Below are 19,500 nucleotides of genomic sequence, written 5' to 3' on the forward strand. Positions count from 1 at the left end.
CGCTCCCTCTTAGCCTGCAGGCGTTCTTGCTGAGCAGGCCATGGCCATTGCAGGCCCCGGCGGCGTTGACGCCGCGATCGCATCGGGCATCGATCTCGATGGCACACCCATCCCCGCGGAAATGATCGCCCTGTACACCGAGGTGATGGACCTGGAGAGTCAGCGCGCCCGCAGCGGCGTTAAGAAGTCGATGCGCAACCGCATCGTCAAGACCGGATCCAAACACTTCGACCAGGCCACGTTGGATGCCCGCCTGCAGGCGGCCGGATGGGAGGGGCTTAAAGCCAAGGAGATTGCCTTCTTTTACTCCTGATCCCTAGCTGCACATCTCCTCGAGGGCATCGATCACCTCTTGCTGAAACTCCTCCAGATCGGAGGAGTCGCTCAGGTCGATTCCCTCTCCGGCGGCATTCTGGGTGAGCTCCTGGAAATGGAAGGCCCCTTCGCCGTGGGCGAGGAATTCCATGGCGGAGGGTTCACCGCTCTCTTTGTAGGCGTCGCAGAGGGCCAGGAAGGCCGCATCCTCGGTGAATTCCCAGCTCATGAAGGGGGCCGCGCTGAAAAACAGGGTGAACGCGCTAACCGACCTTTAACGCCTCCCCCCCGGAATCCGTCAACCACCTCGCCCCACTTTGTGCCGGTGTGTTGCCTTTGGTGCAGCCCTGTGGCTCCCCGGAAAGCCTGGGTTCCGGCCCGATGCGGCGCCCGGATCCCTTGGCCAGACTTGCGGCACTGCCGTTGCCAATCCCTGTCGTGAGCGATTCCAGCCCCAGCCTCCCGCCCTCGCTCAATGTGCTCGGTGAGCCGCTGGAGGTGTGTGGATGCCAGCCCATGACCGGCTGGTTCCGCGATGGCCACTGCCGCACCAATGCCGCAGATCTGGGCCGCCACAGCGTCTGCTGCGTCGTGACGGAGGCGTTTCTGCGCTACAGCGCCGCCCAGGGCAACGATCTGAGCACCCCGGTCCCGGCCTACGACTTTCCCGGACTCCAGCCAGGGGACCACTGGTGTGTGTGTGCCCCCCGCTGGCTGGAGGCCTATGAGGACGGCATGGCCCCTCCCGTGCGGTTGGAAGCCACAGAGGACTCCACCCTCGAGGTCATTTCCCTGGAGCTGCTGCGGGCCAACGCCGCCTAGGCGAACTCCGGGCACTCCTCACCAGGGGATGGGTTGGCCGTCCCAGGCCCAGAAGCCGCCAGACCGCTCCGGGCTGAGCCCTTCCAGGACCCTGAGCAGCTGGGTAGCTGCGCGTTGGGGGCTGAACAGCCGGCCAGGGGGCACGCCGGCCTGGAATGGCGCTGAGAGGGCCGTTGCCGTGGTTCCGGGATGGAGCAGGCTGACGCATCCTTGGGGCTTGCGGCGACGCCACTCGAGGGCAAGGGTGCGCAGCAGCTGGTTCTGGGCTGCCTTGGCGGCGCGGTAGGCGTACCACCCACCCAGCTGGTTGTCGCCGATGCTGCCCACCCGAGCCGACAGGCTGGCGAAGTGGAAGGGGGCATCGCCGGGCAGGCAGCACTCGATGGCTTGGGCCAGCAGCAGCGGTGCGAAGGCATTGATCGCAAAGCTCCGCTCCAGGCCGAGGCGGTTCACCTGGGCCAGGCGCTTCTCGGGTTGGAGCCCGGGCCCGTGCAGCACCCCAGCGGTGTGGATCACCAGGCGCAGGGGAGGGCGATCCCTCAGGCTGGCGCCAAGTCGCTCCAGGCTGGCGTCATCGGTGAGGTCGAGGGGCAGGTAATCGACCCCCTGACAGTCCGCTGACGCTGCGGAGCGCCAATCCCTTCGGGAGGCCCCCACCCGGTGCAGGTGGGGCGCCAACGGAGCGAGCTCCTGCAGAAGGGCCTGGCCGATCCCCCCACAGCCCACCACCAGGGCCGTGCCTTGCCAGGAGCTCCAGTTCGATCGCAGGGGCGTGACCACAGAACGCTTCGGGGGCTGGGACGGCACCGCTCCCTGGCGCATGATGGCAGCGCTGTTCTGCCTGCCGCCTCACACCCGATGGGCCTTCGCATCACCGTATTGGGTCTGGGCGCCTGGGGGCAGACCCTGATGGGGCGCTGGCAAGCCCAGGGCCACCGGGTGGAGGGCTGGTCCCGGAGTTCGGGCGGCAGCCCGATCGATCTGCTGGTGGATTGCGAGCTGGTGGTGTCGGCCGTGGCGATGGCGGGGGTGCAGCCCCTGGCTGAGGCCCTGGCCCCCCACTGGCCCCCAGGCCTTCCCCTGCTCAGCTGCAGCAAGGGTCTCGACCTCTCCAGCCTGGCTACGGCCACCCAGCTCTGGGCCGCCCCATTGCCTGCCACTCCCCTGTTGGTGCTGAGTGGGCCGAATCTGGCGACGGAGGTGCGGCAGGGTCTGCCAGCGGCCAGCGTGTTGGCCGGAACCGACCACGATCTCACCCGCGAACTGCAGCGTCAGCTCAGCGATGAAACCCTGCGTCTCTATACCAACGGCGATCCGATCGGTACGGAGGCTGCTGGTGCCCTCAAGAACGTGATGGCCGTGGCGGCGGGGATTGCCGATGGCCTGGCCCTTGGGGCCAACGCCAAGGCCTCCCTGCTCTGCCGGGGTCTGGCGGAGATCGGCGTGGTGCTGGAGGGGCTCGGCGGGGTGACGAGCACCCTCTATGGCCTGGCCGGTCTAGGCGACCTGCTGGCGACAGCCAACAGCACCCTCAGCCGCAACTACCGCTGCGGCTTGTTGCTGGCGGAGGGATGCAGTGAGGAGCAGGCCCGGGAGCGCATCGCGGCCACGGTGGAGGGCCCCCGCACGGCCCGTGCCGCCTTGCAGCTGGCTGCTCGTCGGGGATGGCATCTGCCCATCTGCGAGCAGGTGGTGCGGGTGCTCGATGGCGAGGCCAGACCGGCAGACGCCGTGCGGGCCCTGATGGAGCGGGACCTGCGACCCGAATGGAGCCAGCCATGATCAGCTCCACGCCCGCGGTACTGGTGGAAGCCTTCGCCGCCGGACCCTGCCGGGGGAATGGGGCCGCCGTCGTGCTGCTCGACCAGCCCTTGGGGGATGGGGGCCTGCAGGCGATCGCCCGCAGTCTCAACCAGTCGGAAACGGCCTTTTTGTTGCGCCAACAGGATCGCTGGTGTCTGCGCTGGTTCACCCCCACCTGCGAAGTGCCCTTGTGCGGCCACGCCACCCTGGCTGCCCTGCTGGCGCTGGGGCATTGGCAGTTGCTGGAAGCCGGGCAGCCGGTGTCGCTCTGGACCCGCAGCGGTCCCCTGGCCGTGCGGCTGGAGCTCCCCGGTGGGCCAAACCAGCCCGCGAGTGGCTCCGTCGTGCTGCCCAGCGCCGGCTTGCTTCCCGCCGAACCGACTCCCCCCCTGATTCGCCTGTTGCAAGGGCGCTTGGGCGTCAAACCAACGGACTACTGGGGCTCGTCCCTGGGCTACCGGATCGCCCTGCTGCCACCGGAGGCTCCGTTGGCGGCGATGGCCAGTGTGGCCTCCGAGTTGCAGGGGCCGGATCGGATGGGATTGGTGCTGATGCAGTCGCTTGAAGGGCTGGAGCAGGATCCGCCCCCCTCCGTCCTGGGTCAACGGGCCGACTATCAATTGCGCTTCTTTGCCCCAGGACTGGGCATCGAAGAGGATCCAGTGACCGGGTCCGCCCATGCCTTGGTGGCGCCGTTCTGGCTCGACCAGTTGAAACGGCCATCGGTCGTGGGCTGGCAATGCTCCCCCCGACCGGGCGGCATGGTGCTCGAAACGGCGTCTTCAGGCATGATCCGCTTGAGCGGTACGGGCCATCTTCTGTGGAACGGCACATTGCACGTGCAAGCCGATGGCTGCGGAGTCGAGCCATGGGCCGCGTTGCTCGCCTGAGCCTGCTCCCGTCTGGGCTGCGGCTCCGCAGTCCCTTCAACCGCCGCTTGATGGTGGCGGGTCCCATGGCCATCGCGGCCGTGGCGGTGGGCTTCGCCGCCCAGGGACTCGTCCCAAAGCCCTACGGCGCCGCCCAGGGCGAACTGCTCGACGCGCTGATTGAGACTCCGCCGCCTCCGCAGGACACCACCGCCGCCGCTGAGGGCCTGCGCCGGCTGGAGGCCCGCCGTGCCGCCGTCCCCACGACGGCCGGCTCCGGCGGCACCCTCGGCCTGGCCGAACCCGAGGCCGGGCCGACGGTGGATCTGGAGATCCGCGTGGCCCTGCTGACTGCTGGATCCAGCCCTGCGCTCTCAGCCACTGGCCCCTGGCAATTGGTGAGCCGGGATGGCCAGTTGTTGCAGCAGGGGGACGGCGGTGCGCCGGTCAATCTGGCTGAGCTCTGGTCCCAGGGTCCCGAGGCCTGGCTCCAGACCACGGGGGGGGCGCTTCTGGTCAATGGCAGCCCCTATGGCGGCCGTTTGCGGTTGATCCGAGACAGTGATGGGCTGCGCCTGGTGAACCATCTCGGCCTCGAGACCTACATCGCGTCTGTGGTGGGTGCGGAGATGCCCAGCAGTTGGTCGATGGAGGCCCTGCGGGCCCAGGCCGTTGCCGCCCGCTCCTACGCCCTGGCCCACATGGCCAGGCCAGCCAACCGTCACTGGCATCTCGGTGACACCACGCGCTGGCAGGCCTACAAGGGCCTCTCCAGGAGTAACGCTCGCACCCGTCAGGCGGCCGCAAGCACCGCAGGTTTGATTCTCAGTTACCAGGGTGGAATCGTGGAGAGCCTCTATGCCGCCAACCGCCAGATCAGTCTTGAGGCCCACGGTCACCTGGGGGCCAGCATGAGCCAGCACGGAGCCCAGGATCTGGCCCAGCAGGGCTTCCGGTACAACCAGATCCTTGGCCACTACTACCAAGGGGCGTCCCTGGCACGCCTCAAGGCCGGTGCGGGCTGAGCAGTACTGGAACAGGGCGCTGGAGCGTTCCGTCGAGGCCCAGCGCAGCGGGGCCCTGGTCCCTCTGGCCACCGAGGTGGTGGATCTGCCGGGGTTGGAGCCGTTTGTGCTGCGCCGGTTGCTCAGCCGCACGCCCAAACACCTGCGCCGTGGCGGGCCCAAACCCAATCCCTTCCTTCCCTGGGAGCCTGAGTTGGAGGTGGAATGCCTCGCTTCCGGACATGTGGTCCTGCTCAACAAATATCCCGTGCAGCCTGGCCACCTGCTCGTGATTACCCAGGCCTGGCAACCCCAGGCGGGCTGGTTGCGTCCTGACGATTGGGCAGGTGTGGCCCAGGTGGCCTCCGATACGGCGGGGCTGTGGTTCTTCAACAGTTCCCCCGCCTCCGGCGCCAGCCAGCCCCACCGCCACCTGCAGCTGCTCCCCAGGCGTAGCGGCGAACCCAGCTGTCCGTTGGCAGGGGCCCTGCAGGCCCAGCTGGAGGAGCGTCAGGAGACCGGGGGCCGTGCCAGCTCGGCCTGGCCTTGGGCCTATTGCTTGAGTCGCCGCCGTGATCCTCTGGCTGGCAGCGACCTCGAGGACCTCTACCTCCGCCATGCCGAGCAGCTGGGCCTGGGCTCACCGCTCCACGATCCCCAACCCCTCCACCCGTACAACCTGCTGTTTGACGACCATTGGATGCTCACGGTGCGGCGCACCGAGGAACACTGTGCCGGTTTCAGCCTGAATGCCCTGGCCTTTGGTGGGTCCCTCCTCGCAACCGAGCGCTCGGATCTCACCTGGTTGCAGCGGGAAGGGCCCTGGCAGTTGCTGCGATCGGTCGCCAGCCCTCCGCTGTCATGAACCGGGTTCCGTAATTTCCCGGTTGCGGAACCACCTGTTGCCGGGCCTGGTTGGAAAGCAAGGGGGAACTGCCCCTGCTGAATCACTCCTGTCACGATGACCAAACCCCTCAAGACCCCTGCCAAAGCCGGGGGCTCGACGTCCCGCCGTGCCCTCCTGCAACGGAACCAGCGGGTCAACCAGTACCGCGCTCTAGTGACCCCGATTGCGGCGCACTATTGCCGCCGTTGCCCCGAACCATTCGATGATCTGATGCAGGTAGGCCTGCTTGGCCTGCTGCGAGCCGCCGAGCTCTATCAAGCCAAGACCGCAACCCCGTTTGAAGCCTTTGCCAGACCCCACATCCGCGGGGCGATCCTGCACTATTTACGGGATTCCTCCCAGGCCGTACGGCTGCCCCGTCGCCAGATGGAGCTCCAGGACAAGCTGCGCCAGCTGAGGGCCGGCTGGTGTGCCCGCCATGGCCAGGAACCAACGGCTGAGGAGCTGCGTCAGGCCCTCGACCTCACCCGTCAGCAGTGGCAAGACCTTCTCAGAGGTCAAGCCATGGCCCGTCCGTCAGCCCTTGGGGCCACGACGGAAGACCTTCAGGCCCTGGCCGCCGATGGCGAGGAGAGCTGGATGGAGCCCATGGAGACCGACCAAACCATCTTGCGCCAGTTAGCCCGGCTGGAGCCCTGTCTCCGATTGGTGATCCAAAAGGTGGTGCTAGCCGGCTGGACCTATCGGCGTACGGCTGCCCTGCTGGAGGTGAGTCCGATGACCGTGCAGCGACGACTCAAGCGGGGGTTGGCCCTGCTTCAAGAGGGCTTTCCCGCTGCGGTGGCGGATGACGCAGCCCTACTAGGGCCCCTCAGCCGTTCCCGGACCCTGCATCACGCTGCATCTGTTGCTCCAGGGTGGTGATGGCTGCCGTGACGGCAGCCAGTTGCCGTTCCGCGCCGTCCCGCCAGAACCGCAGCATGCGCAGTTTGCGTTCCTGATGGCGACGCCAGCTGCTCTGGCCACCTTCGTCGCCGTTGCCGCAGCAGCCAAGGAGGGGGAGCATGAGAAAGTGGAGAAGTGCCCTGAGGTTCTAGCGACCTCGGTGCGTCACCCGAGTGCCGTGTTGCCCGCCCCAACGGGTGTTTCCCCCAGCAATGGTCATGAAGCACTGCTGGACCCGACGACCCTGGCTAGGCCGGCCAGATGCGGCATCCCGTCTTCGGATCGGTCCGCTGTCTGTCCTGTTGATTGCCGGGCTTGTGGGTCCAGGGGTGCTGGTTCAGGCCCCTGCCGCCATGGCCTACGTGGCGCTGATGGCCGGACAACAAGCTCGGCCCCTCAAGGGCAGTTTCAACCAGGTGCCCGTTCTGCACTCCAACCAGCCCGAAGAGGTTGAAGGCGAGGGCATTCTCATCAATACGGCACCGGGCTACGCCTATGCCGCTGAAACGGGCCAGCCCCTGCGCAATGCCGAATACACCTTCAACGGTGAGTTTGGCGTCCACATGCATCACAAATATTTCCCCCCCAACCGGCGCCAGCTTTCGGCATCAGGGCGACGTCCGGAACTCACCCTGGGGCTGATTTTGATCAACCCAGGCGGGCGAGCCGTTCACATCCGTTTCGAAAATGGAGCTGTGCGCAACAGCTTTGAGGCCCCCTACTTACAGCAGTACAAGATGGGCGTGCGGCCCTTGGGACCGAGACCCTGGAATACGGGGCCGGGGGATGCCACCGCGATCCAGATGTTGCGGGGCCGTTTGGATTCCAAGCTGAGCCAAGAGATCACCATCCCGGCCCGCAGCCGCATTGTGTTGTTCCACACCCAGCTCCCAGCCCTGGGGATCGCCAATGCGTTGCTCAAGGGGCGCAGCGACGGCCCATTTCAGATGGCCGTGGTTGCGGCCAAGAATCCCCAGAGCGACTGGGAGTTGCTGTCGGTGCTCGACCAAGGTCGGCTGGCCCCCGGGCGGGTCTATCTGAACCGGATCGCTGACATCAATGGAAGGCGGGTGTTCTCCCGAGTGGGTGGTGTCGCCATTGGCGATGCCTACCAGGCCACCCTCAGCCATGACCTGGCCCAGCAAGGGCCCCTGCACGTCCCCCTCACGAGCACCCATCGCCACAATTTCGGCACCCGGGAAGTGCAGGTGAACCCCCTGGTGAGTCGGATGATCGACTCCTCCCTCGACAATGTGGGCACCTACGGCGTTCGCTTTGACGTCGATCTCAACCTCAAGGGTGCGGGGCCCTATGAGCTGGTCTTGAGCCATCCATCCACCACCGGCAGCAGCCGGCCCTTCACGGCCTTCCGGGGATCGTTTCAGGTCCGCACGGAGGAGGGCCTGCAGGAAATGCATGTGGGCCTGCGCTCCGGCCAGAGCGTGGCTCTCACAACCTTGAATCTGCGTGCCGGTGTAGCGAACCCCGTGCGCGTGAGCTTGGTGTATCCCGCTGACGCCACACCCGGCCATCTCCTGAGTGTGGTGCCAGCCAGTCAGGTCGCCATGGTGCAGGACCGTGAACGCCAGCTCGAGCTGGCCCGCAACGCTGCCAGCAGTACGGCAGCGCCTCTCCCCTCAACCCTGCCGGCGTTACCCGATCCGGACGAGGGAGCCGCCGGAGGGCTGCCCAGCCTCCCCCCCCTGGTGCTGCAACCGGGAGCCCCGACGCTTCAGCCAGAGCTCTCCCCCTATCGCTCCCTCCCGCTGGCCCCCCCACCCCCGCCGGCCCCAGCTCGGACGACCCAGCCACGCTCCACAGCCCCCACTCCAGGCATGGCAAGTGAATCCCTGGTGGATCGCTACCGACAGGCCCTGGAAGCGCAGCAGCAGATGATGCGCGGCTTGATGGGCCGTTAGGAATGGCTGGAAGGGACGATCCGCGTCGGCGCCGGTTCAGCCTGGAGCTTCCGGTGGACCTGCTGGACAAAATCGATGGCCTCAAGGCCGAACTGGGACTGCGCAGCCGCGGCGATCTCGTCGAACGGTTGCTCGAGGACCTCTTCCCCAGCGACAACGACGCCAGCGACGGCAGTGACGCCAACGCCGCTGGTGATCTCCAACGCGATCTGGGTACCAGTTCTCCAACCAGCTTCAACGAGCAGGGTGCCCTTGTGCTGGTGACCCGTGGCGCCGGGGGGGAACTCACCCTCGATCTCGACGAGTCCGACGACAACTGGGCGGATCCCACTCGCATCACCACCCCCCAACCTCGCCAGAGCGGTATCGACCTGCCCGGATTTGTGAGGCGCCAATCCGACCAGCTCAAGCGCAGCCTCCACCCCCGTCAACCCGACGTTCAGGCATCGCTCGAACCCCTGCCCCAGGTTGGCGGAGAGTTGATCGCCCAGGCGTTGGTGCGGGCTCGCACGCACTGGATGGAGCTCTACGGCAACGATGCCAATGAGGCCGTTCTTGAGGCTGCCATGGTCTGGCTGGCCCAGGACATCTGGCCCCAAAGTGACCAGAGCGACAACAGACCGTTCACCTGGTCCCTGGCCTGTGATGTGGTGGGTTCTACCGCCCCGAGTTGGGGTCGCGAACCTGCCAGTTTTGAGCGCGTGATGGTGATGGCGGGACTGCTGGAAGATCCATTCAGCACCTCCACCCTGGAGCTGCGTTTGCCCACGCTGATTCGACGCTTTGTCCATCGCTTCCGCAAACGGCGCAAAGGCACGTCTTTCCAGACCCTGGAGCACACCATGACCCTGCATGGAGCGCTGAAGTTGTTGAAGTTGCCGACAGCACCGGGCCACCGGCTCACCCTCGGACAAATCCGAGACGCCTACCGAGATCTGGCGATGAGCAACCATCCGGATGCTGGCGGCAGCGAAGACAGCATGCGCCGCCTCAACGAGGCCTACCAACTCCTCAAGGAGCTCTACCGCAATAAATAAGTGTCTTGCCTGGCTCAAACACGTCTAGCCTCAAGACCCAATAAGAGCCCCGGCTGAGTCGAATGATTGATCGTGTTGTCGCCGCCTCGCCGACCGACGGTGCCTGCGTTCCCGTTTACCGGACCGCCCGGAGCGAACATTAAACAATCTTCAGTCTTAGCTGAGTCTGGTTATGAGTCTATTTACGATCTTCATCAGCAATTGGCGTGACCTGCCCAACGCCAGCAGAAATAAACGGAGCCATCCAGTCGCATACGTCATATTCTCGGCAACAAGCAAGTCCCAGGTTGTGTCGCAATCACGAGCAATGACCGCAGAATTTTGCGCTCCGTTGCAGCCCTTGTTCGTAGGAAGGAGCTGCGACTCTTGCCATCAGCGGAAAACCGCAAAAACGCGTCATTCTGTCTGTAGCGCTTAGCCAACGAATACCCAGCGCGGCCCTTGGCTGCGCCCTCGTGAATTCTGCCCTCTTTTCCATCAGGGCTTGTCCCGTTTCCTGTCCAATTCTGGTGCGCGGTTCCAAACCGCTGCTCTCTCAGCGTTCTTGGGTTTGAGTACCTGTGTCATACACAGGTACTCACTTGGAATCCCTCTCCTATTCAGCGATTGGTCGTCTCGGCCGGTCTTACGGAAGCGACATTGACATCGTGACCCCTTGGATTACTCCTGCTTGTCTTGTCTCAAACTTGCACTAAAACCCATAATAAGAACATACTGAGAACAATAAGACCATTCACTTGGCCGTTGCCAAGACGTCACGCCACGAGCAGCCCACGCAGGTGAGGTTGAAACGGCCAAGGGGGTAGCAACGGCCTCGCCTTCATTCTCGCAATTCTGGAATGGGTCTCACTAACGTCTAGAAAAAAGACCCAGCTGAGACCGATGTCGGCTGGGTCTGGAGAGTCTTTGACGAGGAATCAGGTGCTGGTCTGCATCCCCTGGATCAGGAAGTCGAAGTAGGGGCCGGCCATCGCGGCTTGTTCCGTGCTCAAGAGTGCAATGGCCGCATCCTTCATGGTGCGCATGGCCTCCACCATGCCAGGCATCGGCACACCAAGGCTGTTGTACATCTCGCGGGCACCCACAAGACCGATCTGTTGGATCATCTCGGTGCTGCCGGCCAGCACCCCGTAGGTCACCAGGCGGAGGTACCAGCTGTAGTCCCGTAGGCACTGGGCCCGTTGCTTTTGTCCGTAGGCGTTGCCCCCGGGGGCGACGTAGTCAGGCTTGCGTTGGAACAGCTGCTTGGCAGCCTCATCCACAATCTTTTTCTCGTTGTCCGTGAGCACCCGAACCACGGCCAGCCGGTCGGCCCCACGGCTGAGGTACTCCACCATGGAGCGCAGCTCGCCGCCGCTCGGATAGCGCAGCTGATCATCTGCCTGGAGGATCAGATCCCGAACGACGCTCATCGCAGCGACCACACGCGTGCATCACTGTATCGACTCCCTCGGGGGAACCTGCCTCTCGATACCAAGGTGTAACGCCCCTTTGCACGGCGTAGGGTGAGGGATTGCCTGGCGCGCGTGGATAGCCTCACCACCGGCAGCAACCTGGACCTATCCACCGGCAGCCGGGTGGAGGTGGAGATCACGGGCCTCTCCCATGACGGACAAGGGGTGGCCCGCCTCAACGATCGGGTTCTGTTCGTGTCTGGGGCCCTGCCTGGGGAACGGGTGAAGGTGCGGCTCACCCACCGGGCTCGGCGCCATTGGCTGGCCGAATTGGACCAGGTGTTGGTTCCTGCTCCGGAGCGGCAGCGCCCTCCCTGCATCCTGGCGGAGCACTGCGGTGGGTGCAGCGTGCAGCACCTGGCGGACTCTGGGCAGCAGCACTGGAAGCACCAGAAGGTGGTCGACGCCATCCGGCGCATCGCCCATCTCGATACCCCAGTGTCTCCCTTGCTCGTGGCGCCCGACAGTCTGGGCTATCGCAACCGCGCCATCATCCCCTTGGAGCGTTGTGAGGATGGTCGACTGCGGGCAGGCTTCTATCGCCGCGGCAGCCACACGATCGTCAACATGAACCACTGTCCAGTGCTGGATCCCCGCCTGGACAGCCTGATCGCTCCGCTCAAGGCCGATCTGGAATCCAGTGATTGGCCTGTGGACCGGGACTTTCGGGAGGGGGGCGGCCTTCGCCATCTGGCCCTGCGTCTTGGCAGTCACAGTGGAGATGTGTTGATCACCCTGGTGAGCAGCCACGCCGAGCTGGAGGGCCTCGAAGTTCTGGCGGCGGCGTGGATGCAGCGCTGGCCCCAGGTGGTGGGCGTGTGTCTCAACCTGCAGCCCCTGGCCACCAACACCCTGATGGGACCGGAGACCCGGGTGGTGGCCGGTCGGGGTTGGGTGGAAGAGCGCTTCAGCGGTCTCACCCTGCAGATTGCGGCTGACACCTTTTTTCAGGTTCACACCCGCCAGGCTGAGCGGGTCGTGCCGTTGGTCCTGGCCGCGCTGGACACAGTCCCCACCGGGATGATGGTGGATGCCTACTGCGGGATCGGCACCTACACCCTGCCGGTGGCGGCCGCTGGCTGGCAGGTGCATGGCATCGAGCTCAGTGCCGAAGCCGTGCAACAGGCCCGAACCAATGCCCGGGAGAACGGTCTCACCGATCGGGCCTCGTTCGAGGCCGGCGTCGTCGCGCAGTGCCTGGCAGCGCACCTGGCCCACTGCGATGTGTTGTTTCTCGACCCGCCCCGGAAGGGTCTGGAGCCCGCCACCCTGGCGGCCATTTTGGAGCGGCCACCGGCCCAGATTCTCTATCTCAGCTGCGATCCGGCCACCCTCGCCCGCGACCTGGCCCAGCTGGTGGCCCATGGGGGCTACCGGCTGGAGTCCCTGCAGCCGCTCGACTTTTTCCCCCAGACCAGCCACGTGGAAACCCTGGCCGTGCTGCGGCGTGGTGCCGCTGGTCCCGGGCCAGGGGCTTAGGCCCGCAGCTGGGCGCCCAGCTGCTTCTCCAGGGCTGCCTGCACCGCGGCATGGGCCTGTTCCACGGCCTCATCGGTGAGGGTGCGCTCGGGATCCCGGTAGCGCAGCCGAAAGGCCTGGCTGCACTGCCCATCGGCCAGCTGATCACCCGTGTAGCGATCGACCAGTTCGGCATGTTCCAGCAAGGGCTTGCCGGCCTTGCGGATCACCTGGAGGAGGTCGGCGGAGCGGCAGTCGGCGCTCACCACAACCGCCAGATCCCGTTCTGACGCTGGCACCGTGGCAAAGGGGGCAAAGGCTGGTTGCGAGCGGTTGCGGCGCGTGGCTGCGGTGAGCAGCGCCCCCAGCTCCAGTTCGAACAGGTGGGTGCTGTCGGGCAGGTCGAGGGTTTGGGCCTGTTCCGGATGGAGTTGGCCAAACCATCCCGCCGGTCGGCCCTCCACCACGATCTGGGCGGCCCGGCCCGGGTGCAGCAGGGCATGGTCTTGCAGGGGACGGTCTTCGCAGGGGATGGCCAGGGAGGCCAGGGCCTGCTGCAGCACCCCACGGGCCTGGCCGTAGGAGAGGGGTTGGGGCTTGCCGCTGCTGGTCCAACGTTCGGCCCGCCGTTCGCCGCAGATCACACCCACGAGCAGGTGTCGCTCTCCGGTCGCACTGAACACCTGGCCCATTTCAAAGGCCCAGAACCCAGCTTGACCGCTCTGCAGGTTGCGGCGGGCAGCGGCCAGCAGCTCGCCGTGCAGGTTGTCGCGCAGATGGCCGTAATCGGCCAGCAATGGGTTGGCCAGGGGGATCCGCCCCGGTGCTGACGCCACCAGGGACATGCTGCAGGCCTCCTGTAACCCTGTGGCACAGAGTTGGCGCCGCAGTCGCCGCTCAACCTGCTGGGCCGGCTCCAGGCCCCCGGGTTCGAGTGGATCGGGCAGATGGCAGGCAAACCGGTCGTAGCCGACCAGCCGCGCCACTTCCTCGATCAGGTCCACCTCCCGCTGGAGGTCCATGGAGCGGGAGGGGGGCACGGTGACCTGCCATCCCTCCCCATCGGGAGTCTCCACCAGGGTGCAGCCGAGCGCTGTGAGGGTTTGCAGGATCTGGCCATCGCTCAGATCGCCCAGCTCCTCGCCCTCCTGCACGGGGCCCAGCAAGTTGTGGAGCGCGTCGCGACGCAACTGCAACGGAACGGCCGGTGCCTGGGGGCGCTGGTGAAGCCAGCGTTCCACCACCTGGGCTCCGCAGAGCTCCTGGAAGAGTTCAACGGCTCGGTCGGCGGCCGTGAGGGTGTTCTCCAGCGGCAGGCCCTTCTCAAAGCGGCTGCTGGCTTCGGTCCGAAGTCCCACGCTGCGGGCGGAGCGACGAACGGATTGGGGGGCAAAGACCGCCGCCTCCAACCAGATGGCCGTGGTGTTGTCACTGACGGCTTCTTCCGCGCCACCCATCACGCCCGCCAGGGCGATGGCCCGGCCCCCATAGGTCACCACGAGGGCTTCAGGCGTGAGGGCCTGCTCCGATCCGTCGAGGGTGGTGAAGCGTTCTCCGGCGCGCGCTTGACGGAGCCCTACGGAGGCCACTTTGGCCTGGCCTCCGCTGAGCGCCGCAAGCCGGGCGCGATCGAAGGCATGCAGCGGCTGCCCCGTTTCCAGCATCACCAGGTTGGTGATGTCCACCACCGTATTGATCGGCCGGATGCCGGCCTTGACCAGACGTTGTTGCAGCCAGCGCGGCGAGGGACCAACTTTCACGCCCTCCAGAGCTGTGAGGCTGAACAGCCCTCCCTCCTCCATGGCCGCCCGGTCACTGGCGTCGACCGGCAACTCTGAAGCTGTCACGGCCGGTGCCGGCATGACAAAGCACGTCTGGCCGCCCACCAAGGCGGCCACCTCCCGGGCAATGCCCTGCATCGACAGGCCATCGGGGCGGTTGGCGGTGATGGCCAGCTCCAGCACCTGGTCATCCAGCCCCAGACTCGGCCCCACCGGGGCCCCTACGGCGGGCACCGATTCGAGCAACTCCTCGAGAACGGCGATGCCATCGGCCTCGGCATTGAGGCCCAACTCCGCCAGGGAGCAGATCATGCCGCTGCTGGGCACGCCGCGCAGTTCGGCGGGCTTGATCGTGAGGTTGACGGCCGGCAGGTGGGCCCCCACCAGGGCCACGGGGACGTGGATGCCAGCTCGCACATTGCTTGCCCCACAGACGATTTGGAGCGGTTCAGGCGCCCCAACCTCCACCACACAGACACTGAGCTTGTCGGCGTTGGGGTGGGGCTGGCGATCGCGCACGTAGCCCACCACCACCCCTGCGGCCTGGGCGGCCAGATCCTCAATGCCGTCAACTTCAAAACCGGCGAGCGACAGGCGCTCCGCTAGGGCCTCCACCGCGAGCGCCTCGCCTGGGGCGGTCACCAGCTCCTGCAACCATTGGAGCGAGACCCGCATCAACCCATCCCATCAGGAAGCGGGATCCTAGGGATCCACAGGGTTCCGGGTTCTGCCGCCAGGTATGGTGGCAGCTTGTCCTTTCGCATCGCACCAGCGGCGCAACGTCCTTCATGGCTAAAAACAAGGGCGTCCGGATCGTGATCACTCTTGAGTGCACGGAATGCCGGTCCAACCCCGCCAAGCGGTCTCCCGGTGTGTCCCGGTACACCACCGAAAAGAACCGCCGCAACACCACCGAACGGCTTGAGCTGAAGAAGTTCTGTCCGCATTGCAACTCCTCAACGGTTCACAAGGAAATCAAGTGAGTCTGGTTTCAGGGCCCTACCACCTGGTGATCGCCCTGTTCCCCTTGCCTTTTCCCTGGCCTTGACAGGCGTCGGCTTCCCTTCACCTCAGCGTTTTTTTCAATGTCCAGTTCCTTTTTCAAGAAGCGTCTGTCGCCGATCAAGCCCGGCGACCCCATTGACTACAAGGACGTCGATCTGCTCAAGAAGTTCATCACGGAGCGCGGCAAGATCCTGCCCCGCCGTCTCACTGGCCTCACTGCCAAACAGCAGCGTGACCTCACCAATGCGGTCAAGCGAGCCCGCATCGTGGCCCTGCTGCCCTTCGTGAACCCCGAAGGCTGAGGCGCATCCGCTGGTCTCAGCAACATTCCAACCCGGCGATCTGGTCGGCCTCAGCGACGAGCGGGGGCCCCAGGTCGCCGTTGTTTTGACTGTCCAATCCACGAAGGCCTCCGTGGCCATTGGTGGTTCAGGACGCCAACAGATCATCCCCCTGCGGCAGCTGCAGTTGCTCTGCCCCCTGCCAGGCCTGGCCACCGTGCCCCAGCGGGTTAGCCAGCCCCCCTGGGGCATCAACGAGGCCAGCCTGGCGGCAGCGCTGCCACCCCGGCGCGATTTTGGTGCGGCCTGGCTGTTGCTTCAGGACGACGGTGCTGCCCTGCCCCTGGACCAGTGGGTCGAACTGGTGTGTTCCCAGCGCGACGGTCTGGCGGTTGCCGCCTGTTGGCTCTGGTGCCAGGGGCCCCAGACCCTGTTTCGCCTGCGTCAGGGACTGGTTCAGCCCCGCAGTCGCGACGACCTGAGACGGCTGCGGCGTGAGCGGCGCCACCAGATGCTCCACGTCCAGGCGGAACAGCGATGGCATCAACTGCTGCGAGCACGGGCCAAGCTCGATCCCCAGTTCCTCGATCCGGAGCAGCAGCAGCAACTGGAGGTGTTGCTGGCTTGGGCCGCTGGTGACTGTGACACCCCCTTGCCCTTGCCCCTGCGGCAGGCCCTGCAGGCTGCCGATTGCAGCCCCGATACTGGCTCCATCCGCCACTTGCTGGTGGATCTGGGGCAATGGGAAGCCCACCATCTGCCGTCCCTCCGTGCCACCACCTGGGAGCAGGGCTTCTCCGCCGCGTTGCTCGCGGAGGCCGATCGCCTGGTGGCGGCTGCCGAGCAGGAGCAGCCGGGCGATGCCACCCGCCTCGACCTCACGGCCCAGCGCAGCGTCACCATCGACGATGCGGACACCTGCGATATCGACGACGGCCTCGCCCTCGAAACCACGCCCTCAGGCCAGCAGCGGATCTGGATCCACGTGGCGGATCCGGGGCGCCTGATCCCCGTGGATTCACCGCTCGATCTGGAAGCGCGCCGACGGGGCACCAGCTTGTACCTGGCCAGGGGCATCCTGCCGATGTTTCCCGAGGCCCTGGCGACCGGGCCGATGAGCCTGCGGGCGGGGCAGCGCAGCGCCGCCTGGAGCGTCTGGGTGGAGCTGGATGGGGCTGGCGCCATTGCCGCCTCGGGCCTCCAGCGCAGCTGGGTGTCGCCCACCTATCGGCTCTCCTACGCCGATGCCGATGAGTTGATTGATCTGGCACCCCCCCAGGAGCGCGACCTCGCCGATCTCCACGTCCTGCTGGAACGCCGCCGCCAGTGGAGGGTGCAGCAGGGCGCCCTGCTGTTGGACCAGCCGGAAGGGCGGATTCGCGCCGACGGCGATCAGGCGCTGCTGGAGATCACCGAGCCAAGTCCGTCCCGGTTGCTGGTGGCTGAGGCCATGATCCTGGCGGGAGCTGCCGTGGCAACTTTTGGGAGGGAGCAGGGCCTTGCCTTGCCCTACCGCAGCCAGTTGCCAGCAACCCTGCCGCCGGAAAGCGAACTGACCGCCTTGCCTGAGGGGCCCGTGCGTCATGCGGCGATCAAACGCTGTCTGAGCCGGGGGCACACCGGTACCGAACCCAGTGGCCACTTCAGCCTCGGGCTGCCTGCCTATGTGCAGGCCACCTCACCCATTCGTCGCTACGCAGATCTGGTGGTGCAGCGCCAGCTGCTGGCCGTGCAGCAGCACACCCCACCGTTGGCCGCCGAGGCCCTTCAGGATCTCCTGACTCAGCTTGATGGGGCTATCCGCCAGGGCATCCAGATCAGCCGCGAGGATCAGCGCCACTGGCAACAGGTGTGGTTCCACGACCACCGCCAGGAGCACTGGGCTGGCCTGTTCCTCCGTTGGTTGCGTCCCCAGGACCGATTGGGCCTGGTGCATGTGGACGCCCTGGGCCTGGATCTGGCGGCCGAGTGTCCCGCCGGATCCCAGCCCGGGGATGGACTCTTGCTGCGAGTGCAGCTGGTGGATCCCCTGCGGGACCAGCTGCGGTTGCTGGCCACCGGCTAGTCAGGGGCCAGCCGGGATGCCCGCAACCAAGGCCCCCAGGGATTCGCACAGCCGATCAGGCGGGCCGATGTCGGCCGCTCCAGGTCCTGGAGCCAGCGGTTGAGCCCGGGTTCGAGAGTGATCAGGGGCCAGGTGTGGGCCTCGGTTCCGCTGGCATCGACTGCCGGCCCGGGGGCGACCGTGATCTGGAAGCCACCCTGGCCATCGGGCGCGACCATGCCGGACCAGAGGGTCTCGAGCCGCTCCGCATGGCTCCTACGGGGGTCAACGGGACGGGCAAAGCTCTGGGCCAGTTGGCCATGGGCCTCCACCAGATCGGGGGCATCCAGCAGCTGCAGCTGGCGGTCGGCCCAGTCCTCGGCGTCCCACGGGGTGTCCCAGAGCGGCACCACCGCTGCCGGTGCCCAGGCATCGCCGATCAGCTGTTCCTGCAGGGTCCGCACCGGCAGGTCCGCTGGCAGCACGTTGTGCCGTACCGCCAGCGCCGCCGCGGCACCGGCGGCCTGGCCGATGTTGAAGATCAAGGGCTGCAGCCGGGTGGCGCCGTTGGCCATGTGGCTGACGCTGAGGCACTTCTCGGCAGCGAGCAGGTTGTCACAGCCGTTGCTGAGCAGGGCCCGGTAGGGAATGGTGAATGGCGTCCCACTCCAGCGGCCGCCCCAGCGGATGCTTTTGGGGGCGAGTGGCCAATCGGGGCCGGGATAGTGGTGGTCGTTGGCATAGTTGCCCACCGCCACCGACTCGACCTGGCCGTTCTCGTTGAGGGGCAGCGGTGCCTGGGATTCACCTGGCCCCAGGGGCAGGAGGTGCTGTTCCAGCACCACCGTGCGCCCCGCCAAACGACGCCCCTCCCGCCAGTAGGGCATCAGGGCCAGAGCTGACGGCCCCTCGAGGGCCGAACGCCCCCCGCTGCTCACCCCGGGCAGGGGGAAGCAGGCCGCCGGCCGGAGCCATCCCCCGGAGGCTGCTTGCAACGCTGTACTGAAGGCCTGGCTGTGGGCCTGCATGGCCGCGCCGATCGGGCCGTCAGGCGCCTGGGGCTCCAGAAGCTCCAGGCCTGATCCATGCCAATCGTTGCCGCCGAGGGGCCAGTTGAGCATCACCAACCCCCCCGGCAACCTGCCGTAGCTGATGGTGCGCTCCAGCCCGAAGGCCTCGGTAGCGGTCCCAAACGGCGCCGCCAGCCGGGGTGTCTCCCCCATGGGCAGCGAGCCGGGTGTCGCACCGGATGGCAATTGGCCCATGGCCACCCAGGTGGGCGACTGGAGCGGATGCTCCCGAAAAAAAGGATCTTTCTCGAGCCTTGCTTGGGCTGGGGCACTGGGCTCCTGCCACTGTTCCTGGGCCTCCCAGCCTTGGCGGTAGGGAGCGGCGCCATGGGCCAGAAGCTCACCGCGGTCGCTGCCGTCAATGACCACCGTGGCTCGGATCTGCAGCACCTCACCCCGATGCTCCACGTCGATGGCGTCAAGGCGCTGACCCTGGCGGTGGACCGCCTTCAACACCACGCCGTCGAGCCATTGCAGGGTTCGCTGGCCCTTGCACCAGTCCCGCAGGATTGCCTCGGCCGTCGCGGGTCGATAGCCAAAGCAGCTCACCCAGTTGTGGTCGAGGCCTTCCGGTTCGCGCCGCTGCAGCTCCCGCAGGAACGCGCCCCAGAGGCCCGTCTGCCAGGGGGAGAGCTCATTTCCATCGGGGGCGCAGACCCCGGCCGCACTCACCATGCCCCCCAGCCAGGGGCCCGGGGTGAGCAACAAAACGTTGGCTCCGCTTCGGGCCGCTTGCAGCGCGGCCGCCACCCCGCCGGTGCCGCCGCCCCAAACCACCACCTCGACCTGTTCGTGCCTGATCGCCATGGCTAGCAAGGGTCAAGGACTGGCTCCCCAGCGTGTCAG

19 protein-coding genes are annotated in these 19,500 nt (G+C 66.4%); 13 read left to right on the forward strand and 6 right to left on the reverse strand.

Features of this window, described 5'->3' with window-relative positions; genetic code table 11:
• Window positions 1-40 precede the first annotated feature (40 nt).
• Complete coding sequence (locus H6G16_RS06720; protein ID WP_190389513.1) at window positions 41-313, forward strand: DUF4090 family protein; 273 nt, start codon at window positions 41-43, stop codon at window positions 311-313.
• 3 nt (window positions 314-316) lie between these two features.
• Here the strand turns inward: H6G16_RS06720 and H6G16_RS06725 are convergent, their stop codons facing one another.
• Complete coding sequence (locus tag H6G16_RS06725; protein ID WP_190389514.1) at window positions 317-544, reverse strand: hypothetical protein; 228 nt, start codon at window positions 542-544, stop codon at window positions 317-319.
• 209 nt (window positions 545-753) lie between these two features.
• Between H6G16_RS06725 and H6G16_RS06730 the strand changes: the two genes are divergently transcribed.
• Window positions 754-1,137: a DUF2237 domain-containing protein gene (locus tag H6G16_RS06730; protein ID WP_347238819.1), complete on the forward strand. Its 384-nt coding sequence runs from the start codon at window positions 754-756 to the stop codon at window positions 1,135-1,137.
• Window positions 1,138-1,155: 18 nt separating this feature from the next.
• On the opposite strand, the gene H6G16_RS06735 is transcribed toward H6G16_RS06730, so the two are convergent.
• The gene (locus tag H6G16_RS06735) at window positions 1,156-1,959 is read right to left on the reverse strand and encodes an SDR family NAD(P)-dependent oxidoreductase (protein ID WP_190389516.1); all 804 of its coding nucleotides are present in this window, start codon (window positions 1,957-1,959) and stop codon (window positions 1,156-1,158) included.
• 36 nt (window positions 1,960-1,995) lie between these two features.
• On the opposite strand from H6G16_RS06735, the gene H6G16_RS06740 reads away from it, so the two are divergent.
• The 5 genes from H6G16_RS06740 to H6G16_RS06760 all read left to right on the forward strand — a co-directional run bounded on the left by H6G16_RS06740 (window position 1,996) and on the right by H6G16_RS06760 (window position 6,584).
• Window positions 1,996-2,919 carry an NAD(P)H-dependent glycerol-3-phosphate dehydrogenase gene (locus tag H6G16_RS06740; RefSeq protein WP_190389517.1) on the forward strand — a complete coding sequence of 308 codons (924 nt, stop codon included), beginning with the start codon at window positions 1,996-1,998 and terminating at the stop codon, window positions 2,917-2,919.
• Window positions 2,916-3,830 carry a PhzF family phenazine biosynthesis isomerase gene (locus H6G16_RS06745; RefSeq protein WP_199289248.1) on the forward strand — a complete coding sequence of 305 codons (915 nt, stop codon included), beginning with the start codon at window positions 2,916-2,918 and terminating at the stop codon, window positions 3,828-3,830. Before H6G16_RS06740 ends, H6G16_RS06745 begins: the two co-directional genes overlap by 4 nt.
• Complete coding sequence (locus H6G16_RS06750; RefSeq protein ID WP_242036236.1) at window positions 3,809-4,834, forward strand: SpoIID/LytB domain-containing protein; 1,026 nt, start codon at window positions 3,809-3,811, stop codon at window positions 4,832-4,834. The genes H6G16_RS06745 and H6G16_RS06750 overlap by 22 nt, the downstream gene beginning before the upstream one ends.
• Window positions 4,779-5,678 (forward strand): ATP adenylyltransferase, encoded by a 900-nt coding sequence (locus H6G16_RS06755; protein ID WP_199289249.1) that lies wholly within the window; start codon window positions 4,779-4,781, stop codon window positions 5,676-5,678. Before H6G16_RS06750 ends, H6G16_RS06755 begins: the two co-directional genes overlap by 56 nt.
• A 96-nt stretch (window positions 5,679-5,774) precedes the next feature.
• Window positions 5,775-6,584 (forward strand): sigma-70 family RNA polymerase sigma factor, encoded by an 810-nt coding sequence (locus H6G16_RS06760; protein WP_190389518.1) that lies wholly within the window; start codon window positions 5,775-5,777, stop codon window positions 6,582-6,584.
• Here the strand turns inward: H6G16_RS06760 and H6G16_RS06765 are convergent.
• Window positions 6,532-6,726 (reverse strand): sigma factor SigF, encoded by a 195-nt coding sequence (locus H6G16_RS06765; protein WP_190389519.1) that lies wholly within the window; start codon window positions 6,724-6,726, stop codon window positions 6,532-6,534. The genes H6G16_RS06760 and H6G16_RS06765 overlap by 53 nt on opposite strands.
• 232 nt (window positions 6,727-6,958) lie before the next feature.
• On the opposite strand from H6G16_RS06765, the gene H6G16_RS06770 reads away from it, so the two are divergent.
• On the forward strand, window positions 6,959-8,524 hold the full coding sequence (locus tag H6G16_RS06770; RefSeq protein WP_242036280.1) for a DUF3370 family protein: 1,566 nt from the start codon (window positions 6,959-6,961) through the stop codon (window positions 8,522-8,524).
• Window positions 8,525-8,526: 2 nt separating this feature from the next.
• Entirely contained in the window at window positions 8,527-9,561 is a 1,035-nt protein-coding gene (locus tag H6G16_RS06775) for a ribbon-helix-helix protein, CopG family (protein WP_190389520.1), read from the forward strand.
• Between the two features lie 917 nt (window positions 9,562-10,478).
• On the opposite strand, the gene apcD is transcribed toward H6G16_RS06775, so the two are convergent.
• Complete coding sequence (gene apcD / locus H6G16_RS06780; RefSeq protein WP_190389521.1) at window positions 10,479-10,973, reverse strand: allophycocyanin subunit alpha-B; 495 nt, start codon at window positions 10,971-10,973, stop codon at window positions 10,479-10,481.
• Window positions 10,974-11,087: 114 nt separating this feature from the next.
• Here apcD and rlmD point away from each other — a divergent pair, with 114 nt between their 5' ends.
• Window positions 11,088-12,494 carry a 23S rRNA (uracil(1939)-C(5))-methyltransferase RlmD gene (gene rlmD / locus H6G16_RS06785; protein ID WP_347238820.1) on the forward strand — a complete coding sequence of 469 codons (1,407 nt, stop codon included), beginning with the start codon at window positions 11,088-11,090 and terminating at the stop codon, window positions 12,492-12,494.
• Here rlmD and pheT read toward each other — a convergent pair.
• A complete protein-coding gene (gene pheT, locus H6G16_RS06790; RefSeq protein WP_190389522.1) occupies window positions 12,491-14,929 on the reverse strand; it encodes a phenylalanine--tRNA ligase subunit beta in 2,439 nt (812 codons plus the stop codon). The genes rlmD and pheT overlap by 4 nt on opposite strands.
• A 113-nt stretch (window positions 14,930-15,042) precedes the next feature.
• On the opposite strand from pheT, the gene rpmG reads away from it, so the two are divergent.
• The 3 genes from rpmG (at window position 15,043) to H6G16_RS06805 (ending at window position 17,605) form a co-directional block, all read left to right on the forward strand.
• Window positions 15,043-15,237 (forward strand): 50S ribosomal protein L33, encoded by a 195-nt coding sequence (gene rpmG / locus H6G16_RS06795; RefSeq protein WP_190389523.1) that lies wholly within the window; start codon window positions 15,043-15,045, stop codon window positions 15,235-15,237.
• A gap of 102 nt (window positions 15,238-15,339) precedes the next feature.
• Complete coding sequence (gene rpsR, locus H6G16_RS06800) at window positions 15,340-15,561, forward strand: 30S ribosomal protein S18 (RefSeq protein WP_006041316.1); 222 nt, start codon at window positions 15,340-15,342, stop codon at window positions 15,559-15,561.
• 85 nt (window positions 15,562-15,646) lie between these two features.
• On the forward strand, window positions 15,647-17,605 hold the full coding sequence (locus H6G16_RS06805; protein WP_199289250.1) for an RNB domain-containing ribonuclease: 1,959 nt from the start codon (window positions 15,647-15,649) through the stop codon (window positions 17,603-17,605).
• Here the strand turns inward: H6G16_RS06805 and H6G16_RS06810 are convergent.
• Window positions 17,602-19,461 carry an FAD-dependent oxidoreductase gene (locus H6G16_RS06810; RefSeq protein WP_190389524.1) on the reverse strand — a complete coding sequence of 620 codons (1,860 nt, stop codon included), beginning with the start codon at window positions 19,459-19,461 and terminating at the stop codon, window positions 17,602-17,604. The genes H6G16_RS06805 and H6G16_RS06810 overlap by 4 nt on opposite strands.
• Window positions 19,462-19,500: the final 39 nt, after the last annotated feature.

This window comes from Cyanobium sp. FACHB-13342 (genome assembly GCF_014697415.1).
Taxonomy (GTDB): Bacteria; Cyanobacteriota; Cyanobacteriia; order PCC-6307; family Cyanobiaceae; genus Cyanobium_A.